This window comes from Streptomyces sp. S.PB5, assembly GCF_030403745.1.
Classification (GTDB): Bacteria; Actinomycetota; Actinomycetes; order Streptomycetales; family Streptomycetaceae; genus Streptomyces.
Map to the genome: position 1 here is coordinate 17,220 of NZ_JAQMWP010000007.1, position 14,392 is coordinate 31,611.

15 protein-coding genes, 1 tRNA gene and 2 pseudogenes are annotated in these 14,392 nt (G+C 70.8%); 8 read left to right on the forward strand and 10 right to left on the reverse strand.

Annotation, left to right across the window (positions count from 1 at the left end; all coding sequences use genetic code 11):
• Nucleotides 1-3: 3 nt before the first annotated feature.
• A complete protein-coding gene (locus PH203_RS19075) occupies nt 4-828 on the forward strand; it encodes a helix-turn-helix domain-containing protein (RefSeq protein ID WP_289921346.1) in 825 nt (274 codons plus the stop codon).
• A 78-nt stretch (nt 829-906) separates the two neighbouring features.
• On the opposite strand, the gene PH203_RS19080 is transcribed toward PH203_RS19075, so the two are convergent.
• The gene (locus PH203_RS19080; RefSeq protein WP_289921347.1) at nt 907-1,818 is read right to left on the reverse strand and encodes a recombinase family protein; all 912 of its coding nucleotides are present in this window, start codon (nt 1,816-1,818) and stop codon (nt 907-909) included.
• 311 nt (nt 1,819-2,129) lie between these two features.
• A complete protein-coding gene (locus PH203_RS19085) occupies nt 2,130-2,372 on the reverse strand; it encodes a DNA-binding protein (RefSeq protein ID WP_289921348.1) in 243 nt (80 codons plus the stop codon).
• Between the two features lie 143 nt (nt 2,373-2,515).
• Between PH203_RS19085 and PH203_RS19090 the strand changes: the two genes are divergently transcribed.
• On the forward strand, nt 2,516-4,279 hold the full coding sequence (locus PH203_RS19090) for a tyrosine-type recombinase/integrase (RefSeq protein WP_289921349.1): 1,764 nt from the start codon (nt 2,516-2,518) through the stop codon (nt 4,277-4,279).
• 99 nt (nt 4,280-4,378) lie between these two features.
• Here the strand turns inward: PH203_RS19090 and PH203_RS19095 are convergent.
• From PH203_RS19095 to PH203_RS19115, 5 genes and pseudogenes are all read right to left on the reverse strand, one after another.
• Nucleotides 4,379-4,469 (reverse strand) — tRNA-Arg (locus PH203_RS19095).
• Nucleotides 4,470-4,494: 25 nt separating this feature from the next.
• Nucleotides 4,495-4,691, reverse strand: a pseudogene (locus PH203_RS19100) (MFS transporter); the annotation flags it as partial.
• Between the two features lie 44 nt (nt 4,692-4,735).
• Nucleotides 4,736-4,984, reverse strand: coding sequence for a twin-arginine translocase TatA/TatE family subunit (locus PH203_RS19105; protein WP_289921350.1), 249 nt, complete (start codon nt 4,982-4,984; stop codon nt 4,736-4,738).
• A gap of 3 nt (nt 4,985-4,987) precedes the next feature.
• On the reverse strand, nt 4,988-5,596 hold the full coding sequence (locus PH203_RS19110) for a hypothetical protein (protein WP_289921351.1): 609 nt from the start codon (nt 5,594-5,596) through the stop codon (nt 4,988-4,990).
• A gap of 37 nt (nt 5,597-5,633) precedes the next feature.
• The gene (locus PH203_RS19115) at nt 5,634-6,209 is read right to left on the reverse strand and encodes a TerD family protein (protein WP_289921352.1); all 576 of its coding nucleotides are present in this window, start codon (nt 6,207-6,209) and stop codon (nt 5,634-5,636) included.
• 189 nt (nt 6,210-6,398) lie between these two features.
• On the opposite strand from PH203_RS19115, the gene PH203_RS19120 reads away from it, so the two are divergent.
• The 4 genes and pseudogenes from PH203_RS19120 to PH203_RS19135 form a co-directional block, all read left to right on the forward strand.
• The gene (locus PH203_RS19120) at nt 6,399-6,791 is read left to right on the forward strand and encodes a BlaI/MecI/CopY family transcriptional regulator (protein WP_289921353.1); all 393 of its coding nucleotides are present in this window, start codon (nt 6,399-6,401) and stop codon (nt 6,789-6,791) included.
• A 6-nt stretch (nt 6,792-6,797) separates the two neighbouring features.
• Nucleotides 6,798-7,730 (forward strand): M56 family metallopeptidase, encoded by a 933-nt coding sequence (locus PH203_RS19125; RefSeq protein ID WP_289921354.1) that lies wholly within the window; start codon nt 6,798-6,800, stop codon nt 7,728-7,730.
• 248 nt (nt 7,731-7,978) lie between these two features.
• Nucleotides 7,979-9,178, forward strand: a complete 1,200-nt coding sequence (locus PH203_RS19130; RefSeq protein WP_289921355.1) for an acyltransferase — start codon at nt 7,979-7,981, stop codon at nt 9,176-9,178.
• A pseudogene (locus PH203_RS19135) lies at nt 9,133-9,237 on the forward strand (CBS domain-containing protein); the annotation flags it as partial. The gene PH203_RS19130 and the pseudogene PH203_RS19135, both read left to right, overlap by 46 nt.
• Nucleotides 9,238-9,334: 97 nt before the next feature.
• Here PH203_RS19135 and PH203_RS19140 read toward each other — a convergent pair.
• The 3 genes from PH203_RS19140 to PH203_RS19150 all read right to left on the reverse strand — a co-directional run bounded on the left by PH203_RS19140 (nt 9,335) and on the right by PH203_RS19150 (nt 12,308).
• Nucleotides 9,335-11,449, reverse strand: coding sequence for an MMPL family transporter (locus PH203_RS19140; protein WP_289921356.1), 2,115 nt, complete (start codon nt 11,447-11,449; stop codon nt 9,335-9,337).
• A 185-nt stretch (nt 11,450-11,634) separates the two neighbouring features.
• On the reverse strand, nt 11,635-11,949 hold the full coding sequence (locus tag PH203_RS19145) for a hypothetical protein (RefSeq protein WP_289921357.1): 315 nt from the start codon (nt 11,947-11,949) through the stop codon (nt 11,635-11,637).
• Nucleotides 11,946-12,308, reverse strand: coding sequence for a winged helix-turn-helix domain-containing protein (locus PH203_RS19150; protein WP_289921358.1), 363 nt, complete (start codon nt 12,306-12,308; stop codon nt 11,946-11,948). The genes PH203_RS19145 and PH203_RS19150 overlap by 4 nt, the downstream gene beginning before the upstream one ends.
• Before the next feature lie 175 nt (nt 12,309-12,483).
• Between PH203_RS19150 and PH203_RS19155 the strand changes: the two genes are divergently transcribed.
• Together PH203_RS19155 and PH203_RS19160 are read left to right on the forward strand one after the other, a co-directional pair.
• Nucleotides 12,484-13,659 carry a histidine kinase gene (locus PH203_RS19155; protein ID WP_289921359.1) on the forward strand — a complete coding sequence of 392 codons (1,176 nt, stop codon included), beginning with the start codon at nt 12,484-12,486 and terminating at the stop codon, nt 13,657-13,659.
• On the forward strand, nt 13,656-14,324 hold the full coding sequence (locus PH203_RS19160; RefSeq protein ID WP_289921360.1) for a response regulator transcription factor: 669 nt from the start codon (nt 13,656-13,658) through the stop codon (nt 14,322-14,324). Before PH203_RS19155 ends, PH203_RS19160 begins: the two co-directional genes overlap by 4 nt.
• Nucleotides 14,325-14,392: the final 68 nt, after the last annotated feature.

A 14,392-nucleotide genomic window follows, 5' to 3' on the forward strand; every position in this document is an offset into this window, starting at 1 on the left:
TTCATGTCGCGGAACCTGCCTCCGATCACCCGCATGCTCAAGTCCTGGCGCGAATCACGCGACCCGCACGCCGTGCCCGGGTTCACTGCCCGCTACGGCGCGCGCCGCCGCACAGGCCTCACCCAACGTGACGTGGCCGAACTCACAGGCGTGACCGAGGGCTGGTACGGAAAGCTGGAGCGCGGCGTTCTCGATCATGTCGGAGACGAGTTCCTGGAGAGGATCGTGCGCGTCCTCGGCCTGGACAGTGCGCAACGCGCCCACCTGTGGCTGGAGGCCAACGGCTGCGAACCGCCACCGCTCCCGCACTCGGACGCCAGCTCCATCGACCCCGTCGGCGCGGCCATCGTCCACAGTCAGATATATCCCGCGTACACCTACACCCACAGCTGGGACGTACGCGTCTTCAACGAGGCCGCGGCCCGCGACTACCCGTGGATGATGCACGGCATCAACGTCATGATCTGGGCGCTGACCTTCCCCGAGGCGCGCCTGCAGCTCATCGACTGGGAGGAGACCTGGGCCAAGCCCATGGCCTCACAACTGCGCCTCGCGCACAAAGCGAACGCGGACGACGCGCGCCTCAGCCAGGTCTGCGACCACATCAGGCAGGCCGATCCGGTCGCCCGCCGAATCCTCGACGACGACGTCACCACCGTCGCCCACCCCGACGGCGACCGCCGCCGCCTCTACCTGCCGCACCAGCACGAGGAGACCGAGGTCGAGTTCGTGGCCCTGGAGAGGCTGGGCGACAACACCCGGCTCATGATCGTTGCACCTGGCGACCTCGCTCAGCAGGCCATGCCCTCCGCCATCTCGGGCATGTAGCCACTGAGGAGCGTCCGCGATCACCGACCGGGGTGCGGCTGGCCCCGCCCCGGTCACCAACGAGGTCGCGATATTGGTTCAGCTGACGGGCTGGCGCCAGTCGAGCAGGACCCGCTTTTCCGGGGCCTGGCTGCCTTCGGCGCGGCCGACCCGCACGTGCTCGATCTCCAGCAGTACCAGGCCCCGCTTCGACGCGAACGGGGCCGTACGCCACCAGGCCACCAGGTCGTGCACGTCACCGATCGGCAGGTCGGTCATCTGCTCCAGGTGCTTCAGCCGCACCTTGGACGTCCGCAGGTCTTCCTTGCTGGCCTTTTGCGCGGCGACGAACGCGGCCTTCACCATCAGCCCGCGCCCGTACAGATCGCCGATGCCGGCGAACCGCTCGTCGGCACCCGCAATGTGCTCCTTCAGGCGGGCGATCTCCGCCTCGATGTCACGCTGCAACTGCTCAAGCCGCTCACGCGCCCCCGGCTTCAGCAGTTCAGCCAGAACGTGCTCGGCCACGAAGTCTTCGAGCTTCTCGGCGTTGATGCGTGTTCTCCCGCAGCCGTCGCACTTATAGGACGGCGGGGCCTCGGCGTGGGCGCGGCTGCCGATCATGGCCTGCGTGCACTCGTCGCACACCGCGCACCCGCCGGTGACCAGGTACTCGTGGGCGTCACGCGGCGTGCCGCGCTTCTCGCTGCGCTCCACGAACAGAGCCTGCAGACGCATGTAGACGTCCGGCTCCAGAACCCGCTCGTCCCAGCCCTCGATCGGCTCGCCGTTCTCATCCAGACCCGCAAGCCGCGGATTGACCAGCAGCCGGTGCAGAACTTCGCGACGGAACTCGTTGCCGCGCGGGGTCAGCATGCCCTTGCTCGTCAGCCACCGCGTCGCCTCGGCTTCCGAATCGCCACCGAACAGCAGCGTGACGGCCTCCCGCAGCAACGGCGCCTCCTTCGGATGCACCGCCCCTGCGCGCACGTAGCCCGACAACCGTCCCACGCAGCTGACTCCGATCAATGATTCGCACCTGCGACCCCTTGCGTCGGCGACGCGTTAGGAGTCCCTTAGACCTGACATAGGCCAATGTATATCTGGGTCGAGGGCTATACGTGCGTGAGACGTCGTGAACTGGCCAGCCTTAACGCGATATTTGCAGGCCAGGGAGGCTCACCTGCTGGCAGGTGTGACGCGGCTCATAGCAACCTGTACTGGGCAATCTGCATCGTCATCAGTTACATCCACGCTGGGGGCGAGGTAGAAGAGGGGCCCGGACGTGCACAAACGACGCAACGTCCGGGCCGCATAGGTGGCTACACATCCAGGGTGATCCCCAGTGCCTTCCACAAGCTCGCCGTCGACACCTTCTGCGTCTGGCCCAGCGGAATCGTCTGCGCCGGGAACGCGCCGTCCCTGATCAACTCGTACGCCTTGTCCGAACCGATCCCCAATGCGCGAGCCGCCGTCACCACGCTCACCGCAGCCGGCAGGGACCTCACTTCCTCGACGGACATCCCGCCGCGGCGCCCCTCGGAACGAGTGCGCTGCACGGTCATCGCAGATGAGGACAAAGGTGGTCACATCCCTCTTCCCCGCGCCACCTGGCAGGAAGCATACGGCGCCCAAGGAAGCGTCACCTTCGCTACAGCATGATCAGGACGCGTAAGGAATAATCCAGCACATTCAGGGGGAATCCCACGTGTTCGACGGCAGCGTCTACAAGCGATGCAAGTGCACCGAGCCCAAACTCGACGACAGCGGCCAGCCGATCCCCGACGCCTCCGGCCGGCCCAAGATGCGTGAACTCGGCTCAAGCTGCCCTCTGCTGAAGAAGCGCGAACACGGAACCTGGTACTACTACGTCAAACTCCCCGACGGCGTCGGCGGACAGCGCCGACGCCGTCGCAAGGGCGGCTTCCTGACCCAGACGAAAGCTAAGGAAGAGGCGCAGAAGCTGTGGGACGAGGCCCAAGGCGGCGTCAACGTCGAGTCCAAAGAGACCGTCGCCCAGTACCTCAACCGCTGGCACGACAAGCGCGTCGACCTCAAGCGCAGCACCCGCAGCGATTACCGCGACTTCATCGACCGCATCCTTATACCCGCGCTCGGCCACCTCTCCATGCGCGAGCTCCGGGACCGCCACGTCCAGGAGATGTTCAAGCAGATCTGGGCCTTCAACAAGATCAAGGAAGCCAACCGCATCGCCGCCCAGCAGGCCAAGGCCGCCTGCGACGCCGCCCACCAGGAATGGAGGAAAGCCCCAACCCCCCGGCCTCCGGAGCTTCGCCAGACCTGGCATCAGGCCCGTGAAGCCCTCAAGGAGGCCCGCACCAAGCCCCGCCAGGACACTGGCCCCGGCAGGCAGAAGAAGTACCTCGACTGCCTCTCCGCCGCGCTCTCCGACGCCGTCACCGAGAAGCTGATCACCCAGAACTGGGCCAAGCTCGTCACCATTCCGAAGTACGAACGCCCTGAGGCGCTCGTCTGGACCGAAGAGCGCGTGGCCCGCTGGCGTGAAACCGGCGAGAAGCCCAGCCCCGTCATGGTCTGGACCCCCGAGCAGACCGGTGAATTCCTCGACGCAGCCGTCGAACAAGGCCTGTACATCATGTGGCACCTCATGGCCTTCCGCGCACCACGCCGCGGCGAAGCAACAGGCCTTCCCTGGTCCGAACTTGATATGACCAAAGGCGTCGCGCACATCAGCGAACAGATCGTCACCGACTCCACCAACGCCGTCTGGGAAGACACCCCCAAGAGCAGCAGCGGCCGCCGCGCCGTCGCCCTGGACTACGCGACCTTCGCTCTCCTGACCGCCTGGCGGGACGTCCAGAAGGCCCAGCGCGCCGAATGGGAGAGCAAGCACCAGCAGTGGCTGGACGCCACCCCAGAAGAGCGGCAGGGGCAGGCGCTGAAGGCGTACGACCATCCGTACGTCGACTCCGGCAAAGTCTTCACCCTGCCCGACGGCCGCCCTCACCACCCCAAGAACGTCTCCCAGGCCTTCGACCGGTTCATCAAGCGCCTCGGCTTCCCGCCCATCAGGCTCCACGACCTGCGCCACTGCGCCGCATCCCTGAGCCTCGCCGCCGGCCTCTCCATGAAGGCCATCCAGGTCCTGCTCGGCCACAGCAGCTACCAGCTCACCGCCGACACCTACACCAGCCTGATGCCCCAGTTCGAGCAGGCCGCAGCAGACGCACCCCTCGACCTCGTGCCCCGCCGCAACGGCATCAACAAGCCCGACGACAAACAGCAGTCCGCCACCGAGACGGACACCGAGCCTCCCGCCGCAGCCGCCCCCGCCGCAGTGGGGGAGAGCCAGCCGGCGCAGGTCGCCGATGAGCCGTACGAAGAGGAGCGGCGGACTGCGGACGAGCCCCAGGCCCAGCCCTCCCGCAGCAGAGGACATCTGCGGCTGGTGTCCTCTGTCCCCCGCGACGGGGCCCCGGACGCCGCCTGATCGCACCTTGTCCCCCGCGTGTCCCCCGGGCCACGAAACAGCCCCCTCGGAGATCATTCCGAGGGGGCTGTTCGATGCGTTTTGCCTGGTCAAGCTATGTGCCCCCGGCAGGATTCGAACCTGCGACACCCGCTTTAGGAGAGCGGGCGTCAAGACGGCTCCCGATGGTCTCGAAGTCCGGTCGACTGGCGGAGTCTTCGTGTGTGGCGGTTGTTGAGCCCGCCGTCTGCGGCACTGAGCACCAGCACCACCCCGAGGACAGGCGCCGAGCGGGCCAGGGGTGGGAGCGTGAGCTTGGGGAGGAGTGCCGCCTGGCGACGGTGACGTGGTGGTCGGCGTAGCGGCAGCGCAAATGGCCGGTCAGCATCATCGTGACGACCGCACCGGCGGAGACGCCGAGCAGCGCGAGCCCGGTTCGGTGACCCGACAGGCCCCCGCGCCGGGTCGCCGAACCGTTCAGCTGCGGGGTGTCTCCCCCGCCCGGTCGGCTTCCGGCGCCCCCGCACCCCGCGCGACCGTCTCACCCCGGATGGTCCGAGGAGTCGTCCCCTCGGCGTCCTGGTCCTCGGTGTTCATGGCCCGGGCCTCTGCCTTGAGGATGCGGGCCGACTTGCCTGCCGAGCGGGCCAGTTCGGGGAGTTTCTTGGCGGCGAGGACGGCGATGACGACGATGAGGATGACGGCCAGTTCGCTCAGTCCGAACATGGGTTACCTGTCCTTGGGGGAGGGGCGGCGGGCGGGGTCAGAGGGGTTCGCGTGGATGTGTCGGTGCAGGTAGGGGATCAGGCCCCGGTCCAGCAGGGCCTGTTGCCAGCGCTGCCGGGCCTGTTCGACCTGCTGTGCGGTCGGCGGGGTGCCGTGTCCGTGTCCCTGCCCGTGTCCGCGCAGCGCTGTCCGCAGCAGGGCCGCCAGGGCCACGGAAGTGCTCAGTGCCGCGATAGCGGCCAGCATCCAGCCCGCGGTCACCAGTGATGCGGGCAACGTACCTGCCGTGCCGGCCAGTCGGAGCGTGTGGCCGAGCGCCAGCAGGACCGCCGCGGAAGCCGCGGCGACGGCCGGTGTGAGGGCGGTCAGGGCCGGGAGCAGGGTGCCGCCGCTCGCCGGGGTGCGCAGGGCGAGGTAGGCGGTGTACTCCCGCTCCGCCGCCGCCGTGATCGAGTCGGCGGCGGAGAGGGCTCGGATCCGCATGCGGACGACCATCCGTCCGGTGGTGTCGGCGAGCAGGGCCTCGGCGATGTCCGGGGTGCTCATCGCCAGGCGCAGCATCGCCTCGAAGTCCGCTCGGTCCTCCGGGCGGAGGCGGGGCGGGTCGGCCACATGGTCTCCCGGTCGGTCGGTGAGGCGGCTGCCCGGGTCAGACGTTGACGCCGAAGTCGGAGGCGATCCCGGCGAGTCCGGAGGCGTAACCCTGGCCGACCGCGCGGAACTTCCACTCCGCTCCGTTGCGGTAGAGCTCGCCGAAGACCATGGCGGTCTCGGTCGAGGCGTCCTCGGACAGGTCGTAGCGGGCGATCTCGGCGCCGCCAGCCTGGTTGACGACCCGGATGAAGGCGTTGCGGACCTGGCCGAAGCTCTGGCCGCGGTTCTCCGCGTCATGGATCGACACCGGGAACACTATCTTGTCGACCTCGGCCGGGACCGCGGCGAGGTTCACCTTCACCGATTCGTCGTCGCCCTCGCCCTCGCCGGTGAGGTTGTCGCCGGTGTGCTCGACCGAACCGTCGGGGCTGCGCAGGTTGTTGTAGAAGACGAAGTGCCGGTCGGACAGCACCTTGCCGGAGGCGTCCAGGAGCAGGGCGGAGGCGTCGAGGTCGTAGTCGGTACCGGTCGTCGTCCGGACGTCCCAGCCGAGGCCGACCAGGACCGCGGTCAGGCCCGGTGCCTCCTTGCTGAGTGAGACGTTGCCGCCCTTGGACAGGGAAACTCCCACGGTTTTCCTCCTGGTTGAGACCTTGGTTGAGATCCTGGTGGTGTCCGATATGAATCTACAGCACTGTAGAAGTTGCGTGGAGTGAGATGTCGGACGCGAGGTCCCGGGCCTCCTGTGCCCGGCGTCCTGCCCCGGGCGTCCTTAGGATGGGTCGCCCGGGAAGTGTGCGGCGGTGAAGGGAGACAACGCGTGACCGACGATCACCGGCGACGGCCCGGACGGCGGGGACAGGGCGAGCTGGAAGCGCTGGTGCTCTCGGCGTTGCGGGAGGCGGACGGACCGGCGACGGCCGGCTGGGTGCAGGAGCGGCTGGGCGGCGGCCTCGCCTATACGACGGTGATCACGATCCTGACCCGGCTGCTGGCCAAGGGTGTGGTCACCCGCGAGCGCGCCGGCCGGTCCTTCGCCTGGCTGCCCGTCGCGGACCAGGCGGGCCTGGCCGCCCACAAGATGCGCCGGGTGCTGGACGCCGAACGGGACCGGGAGGCGGTGCTGGCCAGTTTCGTCACCGGGCTCGGCCCGGACGACGAACGGCTGCTGCGCGAACTGCTGGGTCAGGCCCACGACGGAGGGGAAGACTGACGGCTCGTGGGGGTCTTCGTCTTTCTGCCACTGGTCCTGCCGCTCACGGCCTGGCCGGTCGCCCGTCTCGCCGAGCAGCGTCTGCATCCGCGTACGGCCACCCGGCTGCTGACCGGCGTGGCCGCGGTGATGGCCGCGTGCAGCACGGTGTGCCTGGGGCTGCTCATGGTCGTCGGCACCGCCCAGCTGCCCGGCAACCCGCTGCCGGACGGCTGGTCCGACCCCGAGGTGCGCGCGGCCGTCCCCTACGACGAGGTCGCCGGCAAAGCGGCCATCCCCGTGCTGTGCGCGGTGGTCGTGGCCTGCGCCCGGACGCTGTGGCGGCACCGCCGGGTCCGCCGTCGCGCGCACCGGGCCCTTGCCGGGCTGCCCGGCAGGGAGGTCGCGGTCCTGCCCGACCGGACGCCCTACGCGTACGCACTCCCCGGCGGCCGACGCGGCCGGGTCGTCGTGACCAGCGCCCTGCTCGACTCCTTGGAGCCGGCCGAGCGCCGGGCCCTGTTCGCCCATGAGCGGGCCCATCTCGCCGCCCGTCACCACCGCCACCTGCTCGCCGTGCGGCTGGCGGCGCGGGCCAACCCGTTTCTGCGCCCCCTGTGCACCGCGGTGGCGTACACGGCGGAGCGCTGGGCCGACGAGGAGGCCGCCGGGGTGGTCGGCAGCCGTCGTACCGTGGCCCGGGCGATCGGCAAGGCGGCCCTGGTCTCCCGCGGCGCGCCGCTGCCCACGCTCGCCGGTTTCGCCGCGCCGGGGCCGGTGCCGCGGCGGGTGGCCGCCCTGCTCGGGCCCGCGCCGGCCGGACGCCGCTGGCCGTCGGTCTTCACCTCAGTGGGGCTCGCGGCGTGGGGGGCCGCAGCGGGGGCGGCGGTGTCGGCGATGTCGTCCGCCAACTCGGCCGTGACGATGGTGCTCATCCTGCACGCGGCGACACCGCTCTGAGCCGGCCTTCGGCGGCTCGCACAAGTGGCACAGGGGGCACGCAGGGGGTTCTCAGGCGCACGTGGTCCCCTCAGGTGTGCGTTTTCGCATGCGGGGTAGCCGACGGCGTGTCCGTCCGGCATGCCGTGGCCACTCCCGATAGGCCGGGTGACGGTGCCCGCACTGGTTGCAGGGCGCACCGAGTCTGACCGCGTCTATCAGGTAGGTGAAGAGGGATCCGTTCCGCCGCCGGTACACCGAACACGTCCTTGGCCGTCGTCGACCGGGCGGAGGTGATGCCCGGACCCGGCGGCAGAGCCGGCGGCCCGGACGCCCCGGCCGGCAGAGGCTTCCCGTCGGCGGCGGTGCGGAGTCGGCGGGTGGGCGGGCTGGACGGGTTGCGGACCCTGGCGGTCGGGCTGGTCGTCTTCTATCACCTGGGGGAGGAGCGGCTGCCCGGTGGTTCCGTCGGGGTGGACGTCTTCTTCACCCTCAGCGGGTTCGTGATCACCAGGCTGCTGATCGCCGAGTACGCCCGCACCGGGACCCTCGACCTGGCCGGGTTCTACCGGCGGCGCTGGCGGCGGCTGGTCCCGGCGCTCGTGGCTGTCTGCGCGGTGACCGCGGTGCTGGATCTCACCACGTCGCTGTGGGGTTTCGACGGCGCGCTGGAGGCCGCCGGACTGGCCCTGGTGTCCGTGGTGAACCTCGTGCGGGCCGCACAGCCCGGCGAGTACTCGGATCTGGGCGCGCCGCTGGCGCACACCTGGTCGCTGGGTGTGGAGGAGCAGTTCTATCTGGCCTGGCCGCTGGTCCTGCTGTTCCTCCTGCGGTGGCTGCGCGCCCGTACGGTGATGATCTGGGCGGCCGTGCTGTGCACGCTGCCGCTGGTGTGGCGGTTCGCGCTGTGGGGACCGGACGCGGCGCATCGCATCTACAACGGCACCGACACCCGGGCGGACCAGCTGCTGGCCGGTGCCCTGCTCGCCGTGGTGCTGGCCCGGCTGCGTGCCGACGATCCCCGGCTGGAGCGGCTGCGCGGGTGGGCGGGGCCGATGGCCTGGTCCGCACTGGGGGTGCTGGCGCTGGTCGCCTGGCGGGCGCCGGTCAGCGGTGACCACGGGTGGGCGACGGCCGCCTGGTACACGGTCGGGTTCCTGGGGGTGGCCGTGGTGTCGGCCGCCCTGATCGCGGGGCTGGAACTGCGGCCGCAGGGAACGCTGTCCCGGCTGCTGTCGCTGTCGCCGCTGGCCTGGACCGGCCGCTGTCTGAGCTACGGGATGTATCTCTGGCACTATCCGGTCATTCGTCTGCTGGCCTCGCTCGGGGTGGACGGCTGGTGGCGCGCGATGGGGACGGTGGTCCTGACCGGCGCGGCCGCGCTCGCCTCGTACCACCTCGTCGAACGCCGGTTCCTGCGGGCCGGCGGGCCTCGCTCGCCGTCGTCCGCGACGACGAGGGCCGTCTGACGGGGCTGGTGACACTGGACGACCTGCTGGCGCGGTTGTTGCATCCGCAGGGGGTGTGACACGCAGGCGGTGAGGGGGGGAGTCGGGAAGACCGACGCCGTACGACGCGATCGGCGCCCGACTCCCCCTTTCCCCCTTGTCCGGTCCGCCTCGGCGTCAGACCGTCTCGTGGGCCGAACCCCGCGCGACGCTCCCGGCGGTGTGCCGTTCCTCCTCGGCGGGCCGGCGGAAGAGGCGGCCGGGCCACCAGAACCAGCGGCCCATGTCGAGGGCGAGGGCGGGGACCAGGACCGTGCGGACGAGGAAGGTGTCCAGCAGGACGCCGATGCCGACCAGCACGCCCATCTGGGCCATGGTCACCAGAGGAAGCCCGGCGAACACGGCGAAGGTCGCGGCGAGGACGACGCCGGCGGAGGTGATGACCCCTCCGGTGCTGGTCAGGCCCTCCAGGACACCCCGCGTATGGCCGAGACGCGCGGCCTCCTCCTTCACCCGGTGCATGAGGAAGATGTTGTAGTCGATGCCGAGGGCGACCAGGAAGACGAAGCCCAGCAGCGGGATCGACCAGTCGACGCCCGCGAAGCCCAGGACGTGCTCGAAGAGCAGGTTCGAGGCGCCGAGCGCGGCGAAGTACGACAGCACGACCGTGGCCAGGAGCAGCACCGGGGCGACCAGGGCCCGCAGGAGCCGGATCAGTACGACGAGGACGACCAGGAGCACGATCGGGATGACCGTGTTCAGGTCGCGGTCGGCCGCGCGCTGGGTGTCCAGCGTCTCCGCGGTGGTGCCGCCGACCAGGGCGCCCATCGGATGGACGGCGTCCCGCAGGGCGTCGATGGTGTCCTCGGCCGCGCGGCTGTCCGGGGCGTCCTCGAGCACGACGGAGACAGTGCTGAGCTCGCCGTCCGGGGTGCGCTCGCCGTCCTCGACGCGGGCCACACCCTCGACGGCCGCCGCGGCCGCGCGGACCTCGGCGGCCCTGGGGGTGCCGGTGACGACGGTCGCCGGGTCCGAGGCCCCCGAGGGGTAGTGCGCCGAGATCCTCTCCTGGGCGACGACCGACTCCGGCTTGTCCTGGAACATCTCGGCCTGGGTCAGGCCCATGGTGATGCCGGCCGCGCTGAGGGCGAGCACGCCGGTGACGGCCACGGACATCAGCCACGACCAGCGGGGGCGTCGGGCGACCGCCGCTCCGACGCGGGACCAGACGGTGTGCGGCTTGCGGGCCGGTGTGCCCTGGCGCGGGACGAAGGGCCAGAAGACCCAGCGGCCGGTCAGGACGAGCAGCGCCGGCAGCACGGTGACCATGGCGAGGAAGGCACAGACGACACCGACCGCGCCGACCAGGCCCAGCGAACGGGAGGAGTTGATGTCGGCGAAGGCCAGGCAGGCCAGACCGACCGCGATGGTGGCCGCCGAGGCCAGGATCGCCGGGCCGGAGCGGGCCAGCGCGAGACGCATCGCCTCCTGCCGGTCGGCGTGGCGGTGCAGTTCCTCGCGGTAGCGGGCGATGAGCAGCAGGGCGTAGTCGGTGCCGACACCGAAGACGAGGACCATCAGCACGCCGGCGCTCTGCGGATTGACGGGCAGACCCGCGTGCTCGGCCAGCAGATAGGTGCTGACCTGGGTGAGGACGGCGGCGAAGCCGACGGACAGCAGCGGGAGCAGCCACAGCACCGGGCTGCGGTACGTGATCAGCAGCAGGACGGCCACGACCAGGCCGGTGGCGAGCAGCAGGGTGGAGTCGAGGCTGTCGAAGACCGCCACCGAGTCGGTGAGGGAGCCGGCGGGGCCGCCGACCTCGACGTCGACGCCGGGCGGCGCGTTGGCCCCGGCGAGGTCCCGCAGTTCGTCGACCTTGTCGGTGATGCCGTCCTCGTCGGCCAGCGGGACGACGGTCATCGCGGCCTCGCCGTCCTCCGACGGGATCGGCGGCGAGACCGCCTCGCCCGCGGGGAGGAGCCCGGCGAAGGAGGTCCGGTCGGCCCGCGCGCTCGCCTCCGCGCCCTCGCCGGTGTAGACGACGACGGCGGGTACGACCGTGTCGGTACGGAACTTCTCCAGCTCCGTGTTGACCCGCGCGGACTCCGCGCCGCGCGGCAGGAAGGCGTTGGGGCTCGTGTCCTCGACGTCGCCGAGCTTGCCGGCCAGCGGGCCGAGGGCGACGGTGACGATCAGCCAGGCCGCCAGGACGAGGCTCCCCCAGAGGGGGTGCCCCCACCCGCGCCGCCCGCCGGGCGTACGGGCGATGCGCGTGAGAAGCGCACGCATGAGTAGTCTCCTTCGTGTGGGGCACGCCGCCGCCGGTCATGACCGGCGGCAGGGCGCACAGAGCCCGCACCACGGCGTTTGAGGTGTGACGACCTGCCGTGGCGTGCGGGGTGGATGTGTCCGGATGTGCTCTTGCGTGGTACGGCCGGGAGTTGCCGCTCCCGGCCGTACCCGCACCGCCGGTGTCATTCGATCTCGCGCATCATCTTCTCCATCGATCCGACCGCGAGCCGGGTCTGTGTCAGCTCGTCGAGGGTCTGCCGCTGTTCCTCGACCGTGCGGCGCTGCAACTCCACGGTGTCCTCCAGGAGTTGTGCGTACTTCGTGGCGAGTTCCTTGTACTGCTCCTCGCGCGCGGCCAGCATCCGGGCCCGCCAGGTGGCGGCGACCTGCCAGACGATCACGATCAGCAGGGTGAAGAGTCCGGCCGCACCCACGGCGCCGACCAGAATCCCCAGCTCGTCCTCCGTGGCGGCGAGCGTCACCAGTTGCTCGTTCACTTCGCTTCCTCTTTCGCGCTCCGGTCGGTCCGGTCGGCTGTCTCGGTGATCGTCGCGGCCGCCCGTGCGATGACCTGGGGTGTCAACTCGTAGAAGAAAGGGGTGACTTCGTAGTACTTCATCGCCTTGCCGTCCTCTGCGAGCTCCAGCGTGCCGACGACCAGGCCAGCCGCTTCCAGGCGCTGCAGATGCATGTGCAGCAGCGGACGGCCCATACCGATCTCGCGGGCCAGCGCACTGACGTAGTTCCGGCGCTCCACGAGCGCCGCGACGATCCGCATCCGGTGCGGATTGCCCAGCGCGGAGAGCATCTTCAGCAACTCGTCGCCCGTCGGCGCCGCAGACGGGACCTCGGGCATCGCGGCCCCTTTCCGTCGTACCTGTCAGAAAAGACTGACAGGCGTGGCGGACACCTGTCAAAGATTCCTGACACATATCGGGGACGGATCGGGGACATCTCAGGGTCGGGTCGGGGACCCGCGGGTACTCCCGGTGTCGTATGCACGCCTCGGCAGCCGCTCCTACGGTGGCAAGGTGACGACCTTCGACCGTCTTGCCGCCCGGCTGCGGACACTGTCCCCGGGCACCGTGGATCTGCTGGTGGTGGCCGTGGTCGGCTGGTTCACCGGCCTGGACGCGGCGGCGAACGAGCCCGAGTACCGGCAGGCGGACCGGCTCACGTGGCTGCTGCTGGTGGTCTCGCTGCTCGCTCTGGTGTGGCGGCGGCGGTGGCCCGTGGCGGTCGCGCTGGTGACTGGGGCCGCGTGCGCGGGCTGGGCGTTGCACGGACACATCGGGGAGCTGCTGAACCTGCCGGTGCTCGTCGCCCTGTACACCGTCGCCGTGCAGGGCGACCGGCGGCGCACGCTGTGGACCGGGCTCGTCGCCTCGCTCACGTCGGGCGGGGTGGCACTGTGGGTGGGCAGCGAGGTGGTGAATCCGCAAGGCTTGCCGGTGCTGGAGATGCTGTGGCCGCTGGTGCCGCTGCTGCTGGGCGAAGTGGTGCGTACGCGGCGGCAGTTGCTCGCCGAGTACGCGGCACGGACGGCTCGTGCCGAGGCGGAGCGGGAGCGGGAGGCGGCGCGCCGGGTACGGGAGGAGCGGGTGCGGATCGCCCGGGAACTGCACGATGTCGTCGCGCACACGGTGACGGCGATGACGGTGCAGGCCGGAGTGGCGCTGGACGCCTTCGACGCGCAGCCGGAGACCGCCCGGGCCGCGGTACGGCAGGTGCGCCACTCGGGCAAGGAGGCCCTGCGGGAGCTGCGGGCCACCGTCGGAGTGCTGCGGGACGCGGAGGGGGAGCCGGTGGAGCCGATGCCGGGGATCGGTCGACTGGACGATCTCGTCGGGCGGTTCGCGGGCGGCGGCGTCGAGATCACGCTGCGCCAGGAGGCGGCCGATGACGACGTGCCCTCGGTGGTGGGGCTCGCCGTGTACCGGATCGTGCAGGAGGCGCTGACGAATGTGCTCAAGCACTCCGGAGCCCGGCACGCCTCGGTCTCCGTCGCCCGGCGGGACGGGGCGCTCACGGTGGAGGTCGTCGACGACGGGCGCCCCACGGAGCCGGCCACGGGCGGATTCGGGCTGATAGGGATGCGGGAGCGGGCGGCCGCCGCCGCGGGCCGGATCGACGCCGGACCGCTGCCCGGCGGGGGCTTCCGGGTGCGGGCGGAACTCCCGGTCGACGAGGGAGGGATCCGCCGATGACCGTGCGGGTGGTGCTCGCGGACGACCAGACGGTAGTCCGCGCGGGCTTCCGGGCGCTGCTGGACCTGACCGAGGACCTGGTGGTGGTCGCGGAGGCGCCCGACGGGGCGCAGGCCGTCGAGGCGGTCCGGCTGACCCGGCCCGACGTCGTCCTGATGGACATCCGCATGCCCGGCGTCGACGGCATCGAGGCCACCCGGCGCATCGCCGCCGACCCCGACCTGGACGCCGTACGGGTGCTGGTCCTCACCACGTACCAGCTCGACGCGTATGTCTTCGAGGCCCTGCGCCACGGCGCGGCCGGCTTCCTGCTCAAGGACATCGAGCCGGACGATCTGCGTGCGGCGATCCGCACGGTCGCCGCCGGACAGAGCCTGCTCGCCCCGGCCGTCACCCGTTCCGTCGTGGAGGAGTTCGCGCGTCTGAAGGGCCCGGAGGCGGCCGGTGCCGAGCGGCTGACCGTGCTCACCGAGCGGGAACGCGAGGTCATGGCGCTGGTCGCGGCCGGACTGAGCAACCAGGAGATCGGCCGCGAGCTGCTGATGAGTCCGCTGACCGCCAAGACGCATGTGAGCCGGGCGATGATCAAACTGGGGGCGCGGGACCGGGCCCAGCTGGTGGTGCTGGCCTACGAGACGGGGCTGGTCAGGGCGGGGGAGGCGTAAGGGCGTCGGCCGGCCGTGCAGCGACGGCGCCGGCGAAGTGCGGGGCGGCGAGCGGGAGGTGCGCGGCC

Excerpts from the sequence above, each read along its gene's own strand:
- PH203_RS19075 (WP_289921346.1), top strand. The coding sequence starts at position 4 with ATGTCGCGGAACCTGCCTCCGATCACCCGCATGCTCAAGTCCTGGCGC.
- PH203_RS19085 (WP_289921348.1), bottom strand. The coding sequence starts at position 2,372 with ATGACCGTGCAGCGCACTCGTTCCGAGGGGCGCCGCGGCGGGATGTCC.
- PH203_RS19105 (WP_289921350.1), bottom strand. The coding sequence starts at position 4,984 with ATGTTCGGACTGAGCGAACTGGCCGTCATCCTCATCGTCGTCATCGCC.
- PH203_RS19140 (WP_289921356.1), bottom strand. The coding sequence starts at position 11,449 with ATGCGTGCGCTTCTCACGCGCATCGCCCGTACGCCCGGCGGGCGGCGC.
- PH203_RS19150 (WP_289921358.1), bottom strand. The coding sequence starts at position 12,308 with ATGCCCGAGGTCCCGTCTGCGGCGCCGACGGGCGACGAGTTGCTGAAG.
- PH203_RS19160 (WP_289921360.1), top strand. The coding sequence starts at position 13,656 with ATGACCGTGCGGGTGGTGCTCGCGGACGACCAGACGGTAGTCCGCGCG.